The sequence below is a fragment of the Bacillus mycoides genome, from assembly GCF_018742245.1.
In the GTDB taxonomy this organism is placed as follows: domain Bacteria; phylum Bacillota; class Bacilli; order Bacillales; family Bacillaceae_G; genus Bacillus_A; species Bacillus_A cereus_U.
The window spans coordinates 28670-46586 of sequence record NZ_CP036135.1 but is presented as its reverse complement, the minus strand read 5'-3'; the positions used below and the strand labels follow the sequence as shown (position 1 = coordinate 46586).

Here is a 17917-nt window from a genome sequence, read left to right as displayed (position 1 = left end):
AGAACGGAAAAAAGCTGCTGTCCTAATGGACAACAGCTTTTTCATTATGCTACGTCTTCTTTTTGTTCCTTTTGTAGTGTACTATTTTTGTAACCGTAACTGAAGTAGACAACAAGTCCAATTACAAGCCATATTGCAAAGCCGATCCATGTTGTTGCTGGGAGTTGTAATGCTAAGTATCCACAGAATAGAACAGCTAAAGCAGGAATCCATGGTACCAAAGGCACTTTAAAAGCGCGCGGTAGTTCTGGTTGTTTTTTACGCAAAATAATTACTCCAATTGATACAACGATGAATGCGAATAATGTACCGATATTTGTTAATTCTGCTAGTTTACTTAAAGGAACAAAACCAGCAAAGAAAGCAACCATAGTGGCAGTAATCCAACTATTGATAACAGGTGTTTTTGTTTTTTTATTTACGCGAGAAAGTGCTTTTGGTAGTAAGCCATCGCGGCTAATTGCGTAAAATAATCGTGTTTGTCCATATAACATAACAAGTAATACAGTTGTAATTCCAGTAATCGCTCCTAAAGAAATGAAACCAGCAACCCAATCTTGTTGAATGTATTGTAGTGCAAATGCAACAGGATTTTTCACACCTAACTGATCGTAAGGTACAATCCCAGTTAAAACTAATGAAACAACGATATATAGAATCGTACAAATTGTTAAAGAAGCAATAATACCGATTGGCATGTTACGCTGTGGATTTTTGACTTCTTCAGCAGCTGTTGATACAGCGTCAAATCCGATGTAAGCAAAGAATACAGTTGCAGCCCCAGTTGTTACGCCAGAGAATCCGAACGGCATAAAGGGTGTCCAGTTTTCAGGCTTTACATAGAAAGCACCAACGCCGATAAATAGTAAGACAACAAAAAGTTTGATAGCTACCATGATAGCGTTAAAACGCGCTGATTTTTTTGCTCCTTTTGTTAATAACAACGTCATTAGAAAGATGATACAGATTGCTGGTAAGTCTATATATGTTCCCGCTTCAGGATTATATGCGCTTGTTAAAGCCGTAGGTAATGTAATCCCAAATCCACTTAATAGACCTTGTAAATACCCTGACCAACCAGATGCAACAGCTGAGGAAGCTAATCCATATTCTAAAATTAAATCCCAACCTAAAATCCAAGCGATTAATTCTCCAAATGTTGCATAGCTATAAGTGTACGCACTACCGGATACCGGTACAGTTGATGCAAATTCAGAATAACATAAGGCTGCAAATACACAGGCTAAACCGGATAAAATAAACGACAAAACAAGTGCGGGTCCTGCGTGTTCTGCTGCGGCAACACCGGTAAGAACGAAAATCCCAGTTCCGATGATAGCGCCGACCCCGAGCATAGTAAGATCAAATGCACCGAGTTCTTTTTTTAAAGATGCTCCTTTTTGTTCTGACTGTGCTAATAATGCTGAAATAGATTTTTTTCGAAATAGATTCATATAGATACCTCACTTATAGTTGTTTTAATATTCTGAAAAATAATATCGCATTGTCGTATAATGTCGAATCTTTGTAGTTCGTATTTTAATTCAAATAAATATTTTTGTAAATACTTATTATCAGAAAATTAAATCTTTTAAGTGTACCTTTATTTCTTTCCACTTAATCCCTCTGTTCCGAATATATTCCTTTAAGAGAAAGACTTATATCCCTATATAAGTCATAGAGGATTGTTTGCATATTAACTTTAGTTTTTTGTACAATAAAGGTAAAGATATAGTCTGAAACAGGAAGAGGAAAACCATGTCCAATTCATTAGTAAATTTACGTATCGATTTTGCCTTTAAGCAGTTATTTGGCACAAATGGGAATGAAGATATTTTAGTTGCCTTTTTAAATGCCATATTAAAAGATTCTTTAGAATCACCTATTGTTGCCCTACAATTAGAAGATCCACATTTGCATCGAGAATATGAAGAAGATAAATTATCAATTTTAGATATTTTGGCTACATTAAATACAGGAACAAAGGTAAATGTAGAAATACAATTGAATAACAATCACGATATGATCAAACGAAGCTTATATTATTGGGGAAGGTTATACACCTCTCAATTGCAAAAAGGAATGCCTTATAGCTCACTTCACAAAACAATTACCATAAACTTGTTAAACTTTGTGATGTTTCCAGAATATGAATCATTTCATACAACAGGAATCCTTTGGAATCAGCAACAACAAAAGTTATTAAGTGACGATATAGAAGTTCATATTGTAGAGATTCCAAAGTTACTACAGCAATGGCGCGAAGAGAAAGTTAATCCGTGGGAAGATTCGTTTGTTCGTTGGTTATTATTATTACCAGCGAATGAAGATGAGTATCTCACACAAACATTGGAGGACATTGCCATGAACCAAGATCCGATTTTACAAAAAGCAATGAATAAGTGGGAACGTATGAGTCAAGATTCTTCTTTCCGTCAAGCATATGAAGCAAGAGAAAAGGCCTTAATGGATGAGGCTGCAAAATTTGCTCATGCTCGTAATGAGGGGAAAAAAGAAGGAATTCAAGAAGGGGTTCAGCAAGGAAAAATACAGATGATTAAAGGTATGCATGAACTTGGTGTACCACTTGAAACGATTGCTAAAGCCAGTAAATTAGGAATAGATGAGGTTGAACGTATTTTAGAACAAAAATAATCAACATCAAAAAAGAACCTCTTAATTTTAACGAACTTCAGCCAGAATTCTCCTTCCTCTAAGCGCAGCGTAGGTGGGAGATGAATGGCCCGACCTAACAAAAGTACTTCTGAGTGGTAAAGCATCGTAAAATTTGTTTATAATAGAGTTATTAGAACAAACATTCGGAGGTGACGACATAATGAAATTGAACTACAGGTTTGAAATCTATCCTACAATAGAACAACAACATACACTAGAGAGATGGATTTCCATTTGTCGTCAGCAATATAACTCCGCTTTGCTAGATAAACAACGATATTATAAACAAAACAAAAAAGACTTAACACGGTATGAATTACAAAATCAGCAAAAACTTGATAAAAAGATATATCATTTCTTAAAAGAGGTTCCTTCGCAACCTTTTCAGGAAGTGTTTGCGCGCTTGGAAAAAGCCTATAAAAAGTTCTTTAAAAAGGATGCTGGCTATCCAAAAATGAAAAGTTTTAAAGAATATCGTTCTATTACTCTTACTCAATTTGGTATGTTCAAATATAAAAAGAAGGATGGTTCCTTGGGGACAAGCCGTCGTATGTGTTCTCTCACAAAAGGCGGTAAACTTCTTATCTCGAAATTAGGGGTCATTGATATCAAATGGCACCGTAAATTAGATGGCCGCGTTAAACAAGTTGTCATAAAACATCAAGGAAACCGTTGGTTTGCGACTTTTTGTGTTGAAAAACACGTAAACCAAGATTCTATTTGTGATGCAAATAAAACAACTGGTATTGATGTAGGCATCAAAAAATTTGCGGTTCTATCTAATGGAGAAGAAGTTCAGAATCCTACGTTTTTACGCAAAGAAGAGCGTAAATTAAAACGTGCGCAACGTAAACATTCAAAAATGAAAAAAGGTTCGAAGAACTGGTGCAAGCAAGTAGACAAATTACAACAAATTCATACGAAGATAGCGAATCAACGTAAGGATTTCTTGCACAAACTAAGCTTCCGATTAACCAACAGCTATGGTGTAATTTGTATAGAAGACCTAAAAATCAAAAATATGGTACGTAACCGTCACCTAGCAAAATCCATCCACGATGCAGGTTGGGGGATGTTCCGTACATTCCTCTCCTACAAGGCAAAACGAAATGGTGGATGTTTGGTAATGGTAAAACCGCACTACACGTCACAAAAATGTTCGAATTGCGGGGAAACAGTTAAGAAATCACTTTCTGTTCGTACGCACGTATGCAAACAATGTGGTACTGTACTGGATCGTGACCACAATGCAGCGATTAACATTGAAAAAGCCGGCTTAACGCAAATTGCGTATCAGCCAACATATTAAATGTACATAACATCTATATAACTGTAGGGCAAGGTCTTGTCCGAACAGTATAATCTACGCCTGTGGAGAGCGTGTAAGACCGAATCTCGTAAGAGATAGGCAATGCTTGTAGAATCAGGAAGCCCCCACTTCAAGCGGTGATAATCGGTAAGTGGTGGGTAGTTCACAAGAGTAATCCCAACCGTTATAAAAACAACAAATTAAATTTTTACAAAAGAAAACAACCTGTATAAAAACAGGTTGTTTTCTTTTATAGGGTAAAACAAAGAAAGAGTGGAAAAAATGCACAAACTTCTACGGCACAAGAAGTAAAATGATCCGAGAAAACTAAAAATTCTGATTACTTACTAGATAAGGGTTTTTATTTTCTCTTTCTTTGTTGTTATGAGTATAGCATTAAAAACGACATAAATCAACAAAAAATCACATAATTCTTATTTTTTCGACATTACACCGTAATTCCTTTGTGAATCTTTATATATATATGTATAATTATATTTAAAGTCATAACTTTTAGAATTGAAGTGACCATCATGAGAAGTTTCGGTTCATTAGTAATTTCTACTATATGCTCAGCAATTCTTGTAATCTCGAACGCCTACTCCTTCTATGATAAATTCACAACTGGAGGTACATATTATTGGGTTAGCGGCATCATAGGCATCATATTCCTTCTATTCTTTATCGCAAACATGCGAGATATCATCAATAAGAATTATAGAACTTCAACAGACTAGGAGTGTATACATATGTGGAAAAAGATTCATAATTACAAGTTTCATTTAAAAGATTTGAAATTTATGCTCTGGCTGTTCCTTGTCATTGGTTCCTTATATGCTTATGAATTCTTCTCAGGACTAATGTTCCACCAGGAGTTTCGCTGGCTTAAATTAATATGTATGATAATAATAATCCTGGCATTTAGGGATACTAGAAAGAAGCTTAAAAACAATGATTATAGAACGGCATAATGTAAAAGGAATCCTTTATGGGTTCCTTATTCTACGGAAAAATCTCGGCTGAATCCCATTATAATTTTATAAAAATATAAAATTATAAATCACCCCAAAACTTCCACCAAGAATTCTTTTTCAACCTAGCTGCCGCTATTTCTTCCTGGGCTGATACAATAGTACGTTTTGCATCTTGAATCTCCCTGACCATCTTCATAAGATTATCATCCCTTAGCTCTAACCTCTTTTCTATCCTTTCTTCACGTTCCTTCCGATCTTTTATGTCTTCCTTTATTAATTTATTTCTTTCTTTAATATCCGCTTCGATTAATTTGTTCTTTTGCTCTATACGATCACCTAGTCTCTTTTCCATTTCTAAAAGGTTAGCTTGCTGCACCTTATTAATCTCATCTATCATAGCGCTATATTGTTGCTGGAATTGATACTGCATTTGATAAGGAACTGGATCTGTCCCCTGGGATTCCTCTTTCTTATTATCGATTCCAAACTGCTTTGCAATCATTTTCGCAGCTTTTTCTAAAGTCATACCATCTTGCTTACTCAACTCTACTAACTGTTCAATAAGTACAACATCAAACTCTGTATATTCCCTTCTCCCTCGACTATTCTTCCTTACATCATATCCTTCACGTTCAAGAACATCCGAATACTTTCTAAGTGTGCTACCACTTACTCCTAAACGACTATAGACCTCACTGCTGGTATATATTATCTCCGCTTCTGACATAGCGCTACGCCACCTCCTATAAGAAAAATTCCATATTAAAGGTCTAATACCTCTTAAAACCCATCGACGAAGCTCGCACAGTCTTTGCAAGGTTTTGTCGGAAATAAACATATCCTCATAGCGCTATAGCTAAAAATCGGTTGCTAATAAAGGGAACATATAATAGTTGCAACATTCTTTATTTCATTTTTACATTATATTTCAAATCCCCTTAATAAAAGAACGTAGGTTCGTGTATAATAAGAACATAAGTTCCTTTATTAAGGGGAGGAATCACAGTGTATGACTATTCTATCCTACCGAATAGAATCATCTTATGTGTTGATTTACGAAGCTTTTATGCTTCAGTTAGTTGCATCAAAATGGGATTAGTTCCTATGCATACAAAATTGGCTGTAGTCGGAGATGTAATTAGAAATGGTTCAATCGTTCTAGCTGCAACTCCACCATTAAAAGCATTGGGTGTAAAGAAGATGGCAAGGCTATACGAGATTCCTCGTAGAAAAGACATTCTTGTGGTAAATCCAATTATGAGCACCTATATAAAATGCTCCAATTACATAACAAAATTAGCTTTGCAATACGTTCCTATTGAGGATTTTCACCAATACAGCATAGACGAATTTTTTATGGATATTACAGATAGCATCCATTTATTCGCCCAAAATCCATACGAATTCGCCATGAAATTCAAACGTGAAATATACGATCATACACGAATTGAATGTACCATCGGAATTGCTCCTAACCCATTAATGAGTAAGGTTGCTTTAGACATTGAAGCTAAGAAGAACAAAGACGGGATTGCTTTTTGGAAGTACGAGGATGTACCTACAAAACTATGGAGCATACGACCACTCAATAAATTTTGGAGCATATCATATAAAACAGAAGAAAAGTTAAATCGAAAGGGAATATACTCTATTGGAGATTTAGCCAATTATCCCCTTAAATACTTAAAACAGAGCTTCGGCAAGATTGGAGAAGAATTACACTTACATAGCCACGGAATTGACTTTAGTCGCATTTCAGAAAAATATGTTCCTGCTACAACTTCTGTTGGAAAAAGCCAAATTCTAATGCGTGACTACACAATAGAAGAATTTCCGATTATTCTACTGGAACATATTGAAGAAGTTTGTTATCGGCTTAGAAGACAAAACAAACTTACTCAAACCGTTCATTTTTCTGTCGGTTATAGCAAGAGTTATACCGGGGGCATTAGAAAAACACATACTTTAAGCCGCCCAACAAATTTAACAATGGATATTTATCATATCTGTACATACTTTTTACATCAGCAATATACTGGCGAACCCATTCGCAGCATAAACATATCCTTAACAAACTTACTTCAAGAAGGAGAAGAACAAATTTCTCTTTTGGATAATGTCACGCAACGAGAAAAAGAAATGAAGTTGACAAAAGTAATGGATGAAATACGCACAAAGTTTGGGAAGAACAGTATTTTACGAGGGATTTCCTACACGCATAGCGCTACAGCTAGACACAGAAACACGCTAATAGGAGGACATAAATCATGAATAACGCTAATATGCCAAAAGGGAGAAATATGGTCAAATGGACTCCATTCGCAGCAATGCCTGAACAGTTTGCTGGTATTCGTGAAATCATCAAGGAGAAAAACAAAGTAACTCGGGCGATCTTAACCGCTGAAGAGAAAGAACTGATTGAGAACATGTTGTTATGTTCCTTATTATCTGAAGAAGAAATACTAATTACATATTATGAAGATGGTTATTTACTTTCTAGTTATATGACTGTTGTTGGTATTGACCAGCAGAATAGTGCTGTCATATGTACCGATGCTTTTTATAATAAAATGAAACTGCAATTTTCTAATATAATAGACGTGAAATAAAATAGGTTTAAGCGATCACGTATCCATTGTTATAAAGGAGTGTATGAAATGCAAGGGAATCAGATAAGAAAGAATACAGCTAGAACAGTTATTCATAATGATATAAATAACTATCCCTATTTAAATATACCTATGATTATTAATGAAAAAGATGGAATGATTTACGAGGTTTTAAGCGTTGGTTTTCACAAAAATGATACAGCAGCAATGATAACAACGGACGATTTCGCTACAACTAGGGTAATTACACCGATGGTATCAATAAAAAACAATAATGGTAGTATTCAATTATATCGCTTACCTTTAGAACTGGAATATTGGGTGCTTTCTTGTCTGCTTACTGCTTCAAAAGAAAAAAATCCGTTCCCATGTAAAGTTGCTTTTGGAATTATAGACACGAGATTTTATGTAGAATTTAAAATGAAAGTAAACTTTTGAATAGAAGTTTATTTTTAATTTCACTAAAAAAAGCCAAAAGATGACATTGAATAAGTCATCTTTTGGCTTCAAAACATCTATAAAAATTTTATTATTTTTCCTGATTTTCTACTTTTTCAGTTTTAGAACTGAATCCACTTTTAAATCCATCCAAAAAATCACAACCACCTAATGAAAAAACAAATACACATAATAGACCTATCATAATACCTTTTTTATAGTTCACCCTATAACATCCTCCATAAATACAACTTAATATCGTAATTATAATATACAAATTAGAAATATCTATGAAAACAATCTTAAATTTACCTTAAATAATTAGACTGTTGTTATCATTTCTGAAAGTAAACTTTTAAATAGAAGTTTACTTTCAATTTTCATTAAAAAAAATAAAAGATGATTTCACATTTATCATCTTTTATCCTTAAAAATAACAAAAAATTATTTTATTTCATCTAAATTATTCATTTTTCTAAGTAACTTAGTTTTTGTTATATCTCTAGAAATAATAAATAAAACTAAGTTAACCAAAATTAAAATTACATCTATACAAATAACCCAAAAATCACTTTTTATAAAAGAATTAGTCAAAACCAATATTAATAAGCTAATTCCTGAAATTAATCTTACTTTGTTTTGTTCTATTTTCAACATAAAACCATCTCCTTTTAACAATATTATACTATTCTTAATCTTATTAATGTGTATATTAAATTATATATATATCTAATAAAAAAGCGAAAGTAAACTTTTCAATAGAAGTTTACCTCCAAATACCACTAAAAAAAGGAAGCTTTAACTGAATAAGCTACCTTTTTTATTTCATCTAAATTTCAATAATTTGTTGGTTTTAAAAGCTTAAATACTAATAATAAAAAGCTAAATAAAATAAAAACTTGAGCGTCTTGACTAGGATTGTTATCATAACTCTCTTGTATCTCAGTAATTAATTCATGTGTTTTCATTTGCTATCTCCTTTTACATATTTTCAATAAATTTATTTATACTTAAAAGTTTCTTATTTTTCACATTCTGTATCTTTAGTAGCAAACATATAACATATTATATAATTTTTCTAATAAATTTAAAAATTACATTTTTGTAAGATAAATCTAATTAAATTAGAATCTTGCTCTTACATATATTTTGTTTCCCCTATTCTTAAACAGGCATAATTTTAAAAATCTATTTGAAAGTAAACTTTTGGATAAAAGTTTACTTTCGGATAAAAGTTTACTTTCGGATTTTGAATCATTTATAGCTAATTTTGTAATAAATTTCTCAATATTGATATAGATGTTAAATATGGGTTTTATATCGAAAATTAATAAAAAATATAATATCATAAAAATTAAGATGGTTTGTGTCACTTGTTTTTCCCTTATGCTTAAGATAAGATCGTATTCGCCGATCTTATCTTTTTTTATTTGTAAATTTTAGATACAAAAAAAGGAATCCTTATAATAAGGATTCTGCAACAGGAAATAACAAAAATATAAATAATAAAAAGAATTACTTATGTTATAGCGTGTATATTAATAATATAATATTGATAAATATTTACATAAATACAATAGAGAGGAAATCATCACCAATAAGCTAATTCAATAGTACAAAGTTCCATTGTGAACTCCATTTTTTAAAGAGTAGAATTTACTTCTACTCTTTTATTATTTGTAATAAAACCCCAGAGTGGCACTTCATTCCTCGAATCGTTTCCATACCCTTTTTAGGGAAATACACAAATAGAGTATTCAATGCATTTAAGATAAGAATTAAGGTCGGCTTAGTTCTAGTAAAATATTTAATCCTTTTTTTAATTCTTCCAATGATGCATAGGAATAAGAAAGACGAATATGACGTAAATCGCTTGGTTCATATATATAACCTGGATTGATCAAAACATTTTGTTTAAGTAACTTTAGAAATAGCACCTTATTTACAATAGGTTCATGAAACCTGATCCATATATAAAAACCACCCTCAGACTTTTTCCACGTAGCGATTTTTTGAAATTGCTGTTCCAATATTTCTTCTACAAATGTAGCCCTTCTTTTCAATTGTTTACGAAGTGTGATCAGATGCTTTTCGTATAAACCGGATGATATCCAGTGTGCGACGATTTCTTGAGAAAAGGCACTTGAGCCATAATCTGTTTGCATTTTAATATCAGCTAATCGCCCAATTACAGGTGAAGGTGCAACAACCCAACCGATCCGTAATCCAGGACTTAGCGTTTTGGATACACTACCGATATAAAGAACTTGCCCTGATGTATCAAATGACTTTATGGCAGGAGAAGATGATTCAAATAACAGTTCGTGATACACATCATCTTCAATAATCGGGATTTGTAGCTCTTTGCATGTATTGTATAGATTTTTCTTTTCTTTCACCGACCAATTATATCCTGTCGGATTGTGTAATGTTGGCACACAGTAAAATAAAGATTGTCTTTTTCTTTTGAGTGCCCGCAAATTGTCTGTCAAATGTGCGTCTCGTAAAACTGAAATCATACGCATTCCAGTGGATTGAAAGGGATGCACAGAATTTAAATACGAAGGTTGTTCTTGGAAGACAATGGATCCTTCTTCTAATAATCCAACTGCAATTAATTGAAGTGCTTGAAGTGCACCTGAAACAATTAAAATGTTCTCCGGTGCTGTTTGAATACCACGTTTTTTTAAATAATTACATAAAATTCCCCGAAGCTTTTCACTTCCTTGTGGTGATGAATAGCCAATTGCCTTTGATTCAAGTGAAATCTTTTTTAACGACTGTTCAATTTGTTTCGTTGGAAGTAATTCTGGTGATAATTCACCTGTTCCAAGACGGATGATATGATCCATTTGCTCATATTCGTTGATTAGTTGAATCGTATGGTAGTTTGGTTTGTGAATACTCGATTCAATGTGTTGCTGCCAATTTGGTTGAGATCTGTTCAAAAGCACATTCCACGAATTATTGGCCACAAATATCCCTGATCCCACTTTAGATTCGAGCAAACCATCCGCCTTTAATTCATCAAGTGCAAGTTGCACAGTACTTCGGTTCACATTAAATTGCGTTGCAAGTTGGCGCTGTGTTGGAATTTTTGTGCCAACAGTCCAATCACCTCGCTCAATATGAGACTTTATCCAATCTACAATTTGCTCTTGAACGGTCAAATGAGAATGACGATTTGGTTTCCATTTCATCTAATTCCCTCCTAAATTGGGTGGATAAAAAACCATCCAATTGGTTGTTTTCTTTTAGTTTTATCATAGTACGATAGTAATTGAAAGGGAGTTGATTATATGGAAGCCATTGTTCATGGAATAATCTTAGCATTCGGACTCATTTTACCTTTAGGGGTACAGAATGTATTTGTATTTTCACAAGGAGCCACACAGTCAAAACTAATTCGAGCACTTCCGGCGGCTGTTACAGCTGCACTATGTGATACATTTTTAATTCTTTTAGCCGTTTTTGGTCTATCTACTATCGTTTTACAATTTGAATGGCTACGACTTAGCCTAATGATTGCTGGAATTTTGTTTTTACTTTACATGGGATATGTTATTTGGAGGTCTGAGCCAAATACAAATGAAACGAATAAAGCATTACCAATCCGTCAACAAATCATCTTTGCTTTATCGGTTTCTTTATTAAACCCTCATGCCCTCTTAGATATAGTTGGTGTTATTGGAACAAGTGCATTAAAATATGTTGGAACGGAACAGGTTATTTTTACAATCACATGTATTACAGTATCTTGGATTTGGTTCTTTGGATTAACGCTCGCAGGTACAGTCATGAAGAAGATAGATGGTAATGGAGGTTTAATGAACATATTCAACAAATGCTCCGCCCTGTTTATCTGGGGAACTGCCGTTTATCTATTTATTGGATTAATATAACGTTAAATTATAAAGATGTTATGTTCAGCACATAACCCATAAACGACCGTTTATAGGACTTTATTTATTTCTAACCAAATAGAGAAAAATACTGTTTAAATCCAGTTTCAAAATTCATTACCAAAAATAAAAGGTCCTAACATATTAGTTATATATAATATGTAGGGCCTTTTATTTTAAGTTTTTTTGGGGATTTAGGTCTTGATAATATACGATTTTCGCATTTGATCCGAGCACCGTTAATGAATTGTTGTTTTCTTAACATACAGGGAACCGGCTAAAATGTGTCCAAATCGTGTCTAAACGTACAGTTTTCCCGAAATAATATGGTGACCCATTGCTATCAACTTAAAAAATGGATTGTTCCCTAAAACGAAAAAAATGAGCCGTGTTGTTATAAATAACGATAGAAAGATAAAATTTTCGTTTTAGAGTTACTTCAAAATATTAGTTTGATGGGCATGTTGCCTTACCCCTACTAGATATACGATTTGTGGCGAAAAATCCATTTCAGTTTTATATCATCTGCATCTCATCTTTACAGGATCCAATTATATTTGTACTTGTAACACATATTAAAACAAGGAAAAGAGGAAATAATATGGCAAAATTTAATGCGAAATTATTAACGACACTAGGTATTTCAACAGCATTATTAGTAGGAGCTGGTAGTACCTATGCAGCTCAAAAAGAAAAAAATGATTCAGTAACAACAAAAGCCTCGACTGAAAATGTTTCGGTAGAAAAAACAATAAAAGCACCAACTTCTGAAGAAATTGAATCAGTATTACAAGGAGAACCTACACCGCCAAATATTAAAGTAGAAGGTTTATTTTCTACAAATGGGAAGCCTGATTATACTGCTGATTTCTATTTAAACGATGCAAAACTATTTTCTTTATTAAAAATTAGCGCAACAGAATTAAAACAAGAATTAGCTAAAGGTAAAACTGTTGTAGAGATTGCAGCAGATAAAAACGTTTCTAAACAACAAGTGATTGATGTGATTTCAAACACACAAATTGACGTACAAATTGAAGGTGAACAAAATGGAGAAACTCCTAAAAGCAACCGTTCAAAGGAAGAAATGTTAAAGGATATTGAGCCTATAGTATTACAGGTTATTGAGCATAAAACAGAAACACCGTGGAAGTAGTAAGGATTTTTGTGCAAAAAAGAATAAAATGCATATATTCCTAACGGACTTGTATCTTATGCTACAAATCCAAACAATTGATGGGTGAATTCTTTTTGATTTTGGACAGACTGGTACCGTAAATCAATCTGTTCTTTTATAAAGTACTAGTATCAGTATATCCAAGTTTAGGAGATTACTTGCAAGAGGATTCGTTTTTTGCACCAGAACTCACCATATTATTTCGGGAATTTTGTACATTTAGACACAAATGAACCTATTCTCTTTATGTTAAGGAAAAGGTAAAGATACCATCAGAATAAATGAAAAAATTGTAGAACCTCCGTTCTACAATTTTTTCTGTAAATAAAAATAAAACAACACGCCATCAACTGTATTATGCACCCCATACTCAGCTCCATGAAGTTCTAAAATATTTTTTGAAATGGCAAGTCCAAGACCTGTTCCACCTTGTGAGCGTTGACGAGCTGTATCAACCCGGTAAAAACGATCCCAAATCTTATCTAATTGATCTTCTTCAATATGGGCACCTTTATTTTCGATACAAACTTTTATGCGACTTGGCTCATCTATTGTAGAAATAATAATATTTTCTTTTTCTGGCGTGTAACGAATAGCATTCGTGATAAAGTTTGTGATTACTTGTTCCATACGACGATGATTTGCGATGACTTCAATTGCAGAAAGATGTGTGTGAATATTTAATTGCTTTTTTGTTATCTCCATAGATAATTGTTCACAGATATGCTGAATGGCTTGGTCAATATAAAAAACATCCATCTGCATTTTATACGTACCAGATTCAAATTTTGCCAACTCAAGCATATCCACAATCAACATATCCATCTTATCTACTTCTTTTTCCATTGCCTTAAAGTAATACTCTTTCTTATGACTTGCAACACCATCTTTTAAAATAGAAATACAACTTTTCATAATACTTAGAGGTGTCTTTAATTCATGCGAGACTCCTGAAATAAATTCTTTTCTTGTATGTTCCAATTGTTTTTCTTTCTCTATGTCTCGCTGTAACTGCTCAATATGTGAATGTAATGTATTTGAAAGTAAATTAATATTTTGAGATAAATCACCAATTTCATCTTTTGACATGACTGGAACCCTTTCCGAGAAATCTAAGTTTGCAATTTTCTTGGTTGTCTTGTTTATTTGTAATAAGGGCCTTGCAATCTTTTTTGAATAGTAAAAAGAAGCTATAAAAATAAGAAGCAACACAAACATAATAATATAGACATAATACTCTTTTATCATTTGTACAGCTTCATCAACTGGCTGCAACGAAGTCATTGAAAAAATGTATGTGATTACACCACTTTTATCCTTTATCGGTTTAATTATGAGCTTATATTTAATATCATTCTGCTCATAATCGATTTCCTGTAACGAATCATAGCTAGCATTCTTTTCATTTAGCAATAAGTCTGCCTGAAACTCTTGTATCCTTTCCATAAATAAGTTATTTGTATAAACAAAATTCGATTGTTCCTTCTCATCTAAAAGTTGAACCTTTGTAATTTTTCCTTCCATAATTTTTCTAGGTAATTCTTTGTCATATTCTTTTCTATATTCAGATTCCTCTTTTTCAAATCTATACTTATATTTAAGTTTGTCCATAATTTCATTGCGTTTTTTATCTATTGACACATTTATCAAATTAGGAGTTTTCGTTTTGAAGAATAAAAGATATGGAATAAATGCAGCGTTTTTTTCTATCCCATGCAAAGTAACTGTTTCTCCCAAAGGGAATATTTCATTTGAAATATTCCTCGTATGATTGTCCTCAACCTTGAAATTATACAGTGGTATGGTAATTGTTGAGTTAGCGAATTGACTTTCTTTATTTTTAGACTGATCTAATTTTACTTCTATATAAAAATCATTTGCAGTCTTTAAATTCCCATTACTATCTAATGTTGTAATCCATGTATTATGCTCTCGATAGAAATCTTGCTCTAACTTTTGGATTACTTGTGAATTTCCTCTACTATTTAAATAATCTGTTTCAAAAGATCTCATGTTTGTTTTGATATCATCCACTTTTTTATTCGCATAAAATTGTTTAAAGAATATTGTTTGTCCAACAAAAATGGTTGCCAGGATCAACATACATAACACTGTTGTTAACATAAATAATTTTAATACAATTCCTCTTTTCATACTGTATCCTCCAATTTACAACCCGTTCGAATAATGATTATAATCCTTTTAGATTTATCTCTCCATTTGTTTTGCAATTTACTAATATGACTATTTACTATACAATCATCCCCAACTAATTCATAGCTACATAATTTTGTAATTAATTGCTCTCACGTAATGAACACACCTTAACTTAGCATTAAGTATGTAATTCAGTATGAGTCAAGCTAATGTCTTTTCCTTCTAGTGTGGCTATAGGTAATAGGAACTGTACATGAATACAAGTACTAGATAATATATGAATTGCATAATTTTTAAAAAAAGGTGCGACTGTCGAATAGTTGTTTCGTTCTTGCTAGTAAAAATGGAGGAATATAAGGTTATGTTGCGTAATTATCTAACTCCTTACTACAAATCCAAGTAACGTATCAGCCTTATCAACGCGAGCCGTCAACGTAATGATAGGAACATTTGAGACCTTATGTATTAGATTCGTCGATAAACAAACCAATCAGCTACTTGTGGTACATGATATCAAAAATAACTAAATGAAATTTCTTTTCTTCAAATAAGGACAATGCTTCCTTCGCATCTATTGCTTCTACTACTTCATATCCTAAATCTAATTAAAATGACTACTGAATAAAAAAGCCAATTTGTTCTTGATTATCAAGAACAATTTGGCTTTTAAGATTCGGACTGTAAAAAAACTCCCCCGAGAAATACACTTCGCTTTTTACAATCATTTTATTTTTAAATTTCTTTAATTTTAATATTTGCTTGTTTATAAAAGGTTAATTTGTTCTGATTATACTCATTCGTATATGTATTAAATTTATCCTGATCTGAATGAATTTGTTCATAAGACTGATTGATCGTTTTTACTTTCTCATGAATTGATTTAAGTTTTTCATCTTTTGCTTGTAGCATTTTGTACAGTTCTTGTTCTGATTGTAATGATTTTTTATAGTCATCATGCAATTTCTTGAAAGATTCAGCACGTTTTTTATACATATCTTGAACTTTTTTAGCCTGTTCTTGTAATTCCTTATCTTCTAATTTCTTTATATAGTTATTAACAGACTTCACTTCATTTTGTGCACTTTCTAAGGTGTTTTTCTCTTTCTCTAATATCTTTTCACGATCATGTATGTTTGTTACAGCCTGATCTATCTTTTCCTTCACTACTTGATTATTTTCTTTTCCTTCAAGTGTAATTTGATTGTATAACTCTAGTCCTTGCTTTTCTAATGTTGCTAATTTTTTTGTATCTTCGGATAGTGTCTTTTCTTGTTTTGTAGCACTTTCAAATGCTACATATAATTTCTCTTCTGATTTTGCTCCTAAACAGCCTGACAGCAAAGTTACTGATAAAACTGTAATAAATGCAAGGTTTCTATATATCATCTGCAATTCCTCCTACTTAGATGCGATTATCCTTCCAAAAATTTAATGGGAAATGAGAAGCTTCATCATATACTTCAAACTCATAACCTTTACTACGAAGATCATCAATAATTCTTTGCAACGCCTGTACTGTCTGTGGTTTTTCATGCATTAAAATTACTTCGCGATTTTCCTTAACCTGAGAAATTGTTTTTTGAACAACAGCATCTGGATTTCCTGAGAGCCGCCAATCTGAAGAATCTATTGTCCAATCCCACTCTTTCATGCCGACATTTACCATTTTGTCTCTTAATGCCTGTGTAAGTCCGGGCATACTCCCATATGGACAACGAACAAGATTTGGATGAATTCCAGTTACTTCTTTCATAATATTTTGAGCTTGTTGCATTTCTTCAACAAATTCGCCTTGGGTATACAGCTTTTTATTAGAGTGTGTCATACTATGAACACCTGGATAGTGACCTTCATTTACTAAGCGTTTTACGCTTTCTTTATGAGCTGGGATATTTCCACCAATCATAAAGAAAGTTCCTTTTATATTATTACGCTTTAAAATATCTAAGATTTCTTTTTGAAATTGACTTGGTCCATCATCAAATGTTAAGTATGCTACTTTACGAACGTGACCATTGTATTGATCTGGTGCTGTTTTTTTCATTTCCCCTTTTGTTTGCCCACTTGCCAGTTGAACACTATTTTCTTGGTTCATTACCCCTTTGGCAGGTGAAGTGAAGAATTGAAACATAAAAATTCCTAGTGTGATACAAGCAACTAGGGATATAATCGCCGTTATTTTTATTCCTTTTGTAAACATTTTAGTATGTCCTTTCTAGTAACTTTTAGTTTTAGATTTTCATGTAATACAATTGTAATCGCCAGATTTTACACCCCTATTTATTGCCTGTATATGTTTGAATAAATGTTAGTGTATCGTTTCTGCCAATGTTTGTTCTTGTAATAGCAGGTTATTACTCTTTTTACATCATTAGTTATGGAACCATCATAATGACTACTAAAAAAGAGATTAGTTGATTTATTTTGAGAAATAGCTAAGCAATTTTTTAATGGTACTAACGTATTATCTTCACGCGTTAAAATCACAGTCATTCCTTTTCTCTCGAGGTGTTTTCGAGTGTTTATAGCTCTTTTTCTCTGGTTTCATTTAATCCAATAGATCCGGGATCATTGCCTCCTTGTCCTGGGTCCATGATTCTAATTTTTTCTGGAATTTTGATTTTGAATTTAATAAAAAATAAACTGATAAAAACCATATAAATATTAGTTAGGTT

At 32.6% G+C, this 17917-nt stretch carries 18 protein-coding genes and 2 pseudogenes; 9 read left to right on the top strand and 11 right to left on the bottom strand.

Annotation, left to right across the window (positions count from 1 at the left end):
* Nucleotides 1-44 precede the first annotated feature (44 nt).
* Nucleotides 45-1454: a branched-chain amino acid transporter BcaP gene (locus EXW56_RS26950; protein ID WP_215597681.1), complete on the bottom strand. Its 1410-nt coding sequence runs from the start codon at nucleotides 1452-1454 to the stop codon at nucleotides 45-47.
* 304 nt (nucleotides 1455-1758) lie between these two features.
* Here EXW56_RS26950 and EXW56_RS26945 point away from each other — a divergent pair, with 304 nt between their 5' ends.
* The 4 genes from EXW56_RS26945 to EXW56_RS27810 all read left to right on the top strand — a co-directional run bounded on the left by EXW56_RS26945 (nucleotide 1759) and on the right by EXW56_RS27810 (nucleotide 4956).
* The gene (locus tag EXW56_RS26945; RefSeq protein ID WP_215558719.1) at nucleotides 1759-2655 is read left to right on the top strand and encodes an Rpn family recombination-promoting nuclease/putative transposase; all 897 of its coding nucleotides are present in this window, start codon (nucleotides 1759-1761) and stop codon (nucleotides 2653-2655) included.
* 181 nt (nucleotides 2656-2836) lie between these two features.
* Entirely contained in the window at nucleotides 2837-3985 is a 1149-nt protein-coding gene (locus tag EXW56_RS26940; protein WP_002130461.1) for an RNA-guided endonuclease InsQ/TnpB family protein, read from the top strand.
* Nucleotides 3986-4518: 533 nt separating this feature from the next.
* Nucleotides 4519-4722 carry a hypothetical protein gene (locus tag EXW56_RS27815; protein WP_252188368.1) on the top strand — a complete coding sequence of 68 codons (204 nt, stop codon included), beginning with the start codon at nucleotides 4519-4521 and terminating at the stop codon, nucleotides 4720-4722.
* A 12-nt stretch (nucleotides 4723-4734) separates the two neighbouring features.
* On the top strand, nucleotides 4735-4956 hold the full coding sequence (locus EXW56_RS27810; RefSeq protein WP_071744237.1) for a hypothetical protein: 222 nt from the start codon (nucleotides 4735-4737) through the stop codon (nucleotides 4954-4956).
* 82 nt (nucleotides 4957-5038) lie between these two features.
* On the opposite strand, the gene EXW56_RS26935 is transcribed toward EXW56_RS27810, so the two are convergent.
* Nucleotides 5039-5686, bottom strand: coding sequence for a DUF3967 domain-containing protein (locus EXW56_RS26935; protein WP_215558718.1), 648 nt, complete (start codon nucleotides 5684-5686; stop codon nucleotides 5039-5041).
* A gap of 278 nt (nucleotides 5687-5964) precedes the next feature.
* Here EXW56_RS26935 and EXW56_RS26930 point away from each other — a divergent pair, with 278 nt between their 5' ends.
* From EXW56_RS26930 to EXW56_RS26920, 3 genes are read left to right on the top strand one after another with little or no spacing between them, the layout of a single operon-like run.
* A complete protein-coding gene (locus EXW56_RS26930; protein WP_215558717.1) occupies nucleotides 5965-7230 on the top strand; it encodes a Y-family DNA polymerase in 1266 nt (421 codons plus the stop codon).
* Entirely contained in the window at nucleotides 7227-7568 is a 342-nt protein-coding gene (locus EXW56_RS26925) for a YolD-like family protein (RefSeq protein WP_215558716.1), read from the top strand. Before EXW56_RS26930 ends, EXW56_RS26925 begins: the two co-directional genes overlap by 4 nt.
* A gap of 48 nt (nucleotides 7569-7616) precedes the next feature.
* Entirely contained in the window at nucleotides 7617-8006 is a 390-nt protein-coding gene (locus EXW56_RS26920) for a hypothetical protein (RefSeq protein ID WP_215558715.1), read from the top strand.
* A gap of 91 nt (nucleotides 8007-8097) precedes the next feature.
* On the opposite strand, the gene EXW56_RS27900 is transcribed toward EXW56_RS26920, so the two are convergent.
* The 4 genes from EXW56_RS27900 to EXW56_RS26910 all read right to left on the bottom strand — a co-directional run bounded on the left by EXW56_RS27900 (nucleotide 8098) and on the right by EXW56_RS26910 (nucleotide 11206).
* Nucleotides 8098-8232 (bottom strand): hypothetical protein, encoded by a 135-nt coding sequence (locus EXW56_RS27900; RefSeq protein ID WP_001106974.1) that lies wholly within the window; start codon nucleotides 8230-8232, stop codon nucleotides 8098-8100.
* Nucleotides 8233-8450: 218 nt separating this feature from the next.
* Nucleotides 8451-8663, bottom strand: coding sequence for a hypothetical protein (locus tag EXW56_RS26915; protein ID WP_215558714.1), 213 nt, complete (start codon nucleotides 8661-8663; stop codon nucleotides 8451-8453).
* A gap of 179 nt (nucleotides 8664-8842) precedes the next feature.
* The gene (locus EXW56_RS27895) at nucleotides 8843-8974 is read right to left on the bottom strand and encodes a hypothetical protein (protein ID WP_286675248.1); all 132 of its coding nucleotides are present in this window, start codon (nucleotides 8972-8974) and stop codon (nucleotides 8843-8845) included.
* 810 nt (nucleotides 8975-9784) lie between these two features.
* Nucleotides 9785-11206 carry an aminotransferase-like domain-containing protein gene (locus tag EXW56_RS26910; RefSeq protein WP_215558713.1) on the bottom strand — a complete coding sequence of 474 codons (1422 nt, stop codon included), beginning with the start codon at nucleotides 11204-11206 and terminating at the stop codon, nucleotides 9785-9787.
* Between the two features lie 99 nt (nucleotides 11207-11305).
* On the opposite strand from EXW56_RS26910, the gene EXW56_RS26905 reads away from it, so the two are divergent.
* On the top strand, nucleotides 11306-11908 hold the full coding sequence (locus tag EXW56_RS26905) for a LysE/ArgO family amino acid transporter (RefSeq protein ID WP_215558712.1): 603 nt from the start codon (nucleotides 11306-11308) through the stop codon (nucleotides 11906-11908).
* 781 nt (nucleotides 11909-12689) lie between these two features.
* Nucleotides 12690-13064: pseudogene (locus tag EXW56_RS26900) on the top strand (hypothetical protein); the annotation flags it as partial.
* A 56-nt stretch (nucleotides 13065-13120) separates the two neighbouring features.
* Here the strand turns inward: EXW56_RS26900 and EXW56_RS26895 are convergent.
* From EXW56_RS26895 to EXW56_RS27800, 5 genes and pseudogenes are all read right to left on the bottom strand, one after another.
* A pseudogene (locus EXW56_RS26895) lies at nucleotides 13121-13201 on the bottom strand (IS6 family transposase); the annotation flags it as partial.
* Between the two features lie 190 nt (nucleotides 13202-13391).
* Complete coding sequence (locus EXW56_RS26890) at nucleotides 13392-15239, bottom strand: sensor histidine kinase (protein ID WP_215558711.1); 1848 nt, start codon at nucleotides 15237-15239, stop codon at nucleotides 13392-13394.
* A gap of 735 nt (nucleotides 15240-15974) precedes the next feature.
* On the bottom strand, nucleotides 15975-16628 hold the full coding sequence (locus EXW56_RS26885; RefSeq protein WP_215558710.1) for a YkyA family protein: 654 nt from the start codon (nucleotides 16626-16628) through the stop codon (nucleotides 15975-15977).
* 16 nt (nucleotides 16629-16644) lie between these two features.
* Complete coding sequence (locus EXW56_RS26880) at nucleotides 16645-17442, bottom strand: peptidoglycan-N-acetylglucosamine deacetylase (protein ID WP_215558709.1); 798 nt, start codon at nucleotides 17440-17442, stop codon at nucleotides 16645-16647.
* 80 nt (nucleotides 17443-17522) lie between these two features.
* A complete protein-coding gene (locus EXW56_RS27800; RefSeq protein ID WP_252188367.1) occupies nucleotides 17523-17735 on the bottom strand; it encodes an N-acetylmuramoyl-L-alanine amidase in 213 nt (70 codons plus the stop codon).
* Nucleotides 17736-17917 lie beyond the last annotated feature (182 nt).

Coding starts and splice junctions, on each gene's coding strand:
- EXW56_RS26950 (WP_215597681.1), bottom strand. CDS start 1,454: ATGAATCTATTTCGAAAAAAATCTATTTCAGCATTATTAGCACAGTCA.
- EXW56_RS26945 (WP_215558719.1), top strand. CDS start 1,759: ATGTCCAATTCATTAGTAAATTTACGTATCGATTTTGCCTTTAAGCAG.
- EXW56_RS26940 (WP_002130461.1), top strand. CDS start 2,837: ATGAAATTGAACTACAGGTTTGAAATCTATCCTACAATAGAACAACAA.
- EXW56_RS27815 (WP_252188368.1), top strand. CDS start 4,519: ATGAGAAGTTTCGGTTCATTAGTAATTTCTACTATATGCTCAGCAATT.
- EXW56_RS27810 (WP_071744237.1), top strand. CDS start 4,735: ATGTGGAAAAAGATTCATAATTACAAGTTTCATTTAAAAGATTTGAAA.
- EXW56_RS26935 (WP_215558718.1), bottom strand. CDS start 5,686: ATGTCAGAAGCGGAGATAATATATACCAGCAGTGAGGTCTATAGTCGT.
- EXW56_RS26925 (WP_215558716.1), top strand. CDS start 7,227: ATGAATAACGCTAATATGCCAAAAGGGAGAAATATGGTCAAATGGACT.
- EXW56_RS26920 (WP_215558715.1), top strand. CDS start 7,617: ATGCAAGGGAATCAGATAAGAAAGAATACAGCTAGAACAGTTATTCAT.
- EXW56_RS26915 (WP_215558714.1), bottom strand. CDS start 8,663: ATGTTGAAAATAGAACAAAACAAAGTAAGATTAATTTCAGGAATTAGC.
- EXW56_RS27895 (WP_286675248.1), bottom strand. CDS start 8,974: ATGAAAACACATGAATTAATTACTGAGATACAAGAGAGTTATGATAAC.
- EXW56_RS26910 (WP_215558713.1), bottom strand. CDS start 11,206: ATGAAATGGAAACCAAATCGTCATTCTCATTTGACCGTTCAAGAGCAA.
- EXW56_RS26905 (WP_215558712.1), top strand. CDS start 11,306: ATGGAAGCCATTGTTCATGGAATAATCTTAGCATTCGGACTCATTTTA.
- EXW56_RS26890 (WP_215558711.1), bottom strand. CDS start 15,239: ATGAAAAGAGGAATTGTATTAAAATTATTTATGTTAACAACAGTGTTA.
- EXW56_RS26885 (WP_215558710.1), bottom strand. CDS start 16,628: ATGATATATAGAAACCTTGCATTTATTACAGTTTTATCAGTAACTTTG.
- EXW56_RS26880 (WP_215558709.1), bottom strand. CDS start 17,442: ATGTTTACAAAAGGAATAAAAATAACGGCGATTATATCCCTAGTTGCT.
- EXW56_RS27800 (WP_252188367.1), bottom strand. CDS start 17,735: ATGACTGTGATTTTAACGCGTGAAGATAATACGTTAGTACCATTAAAA.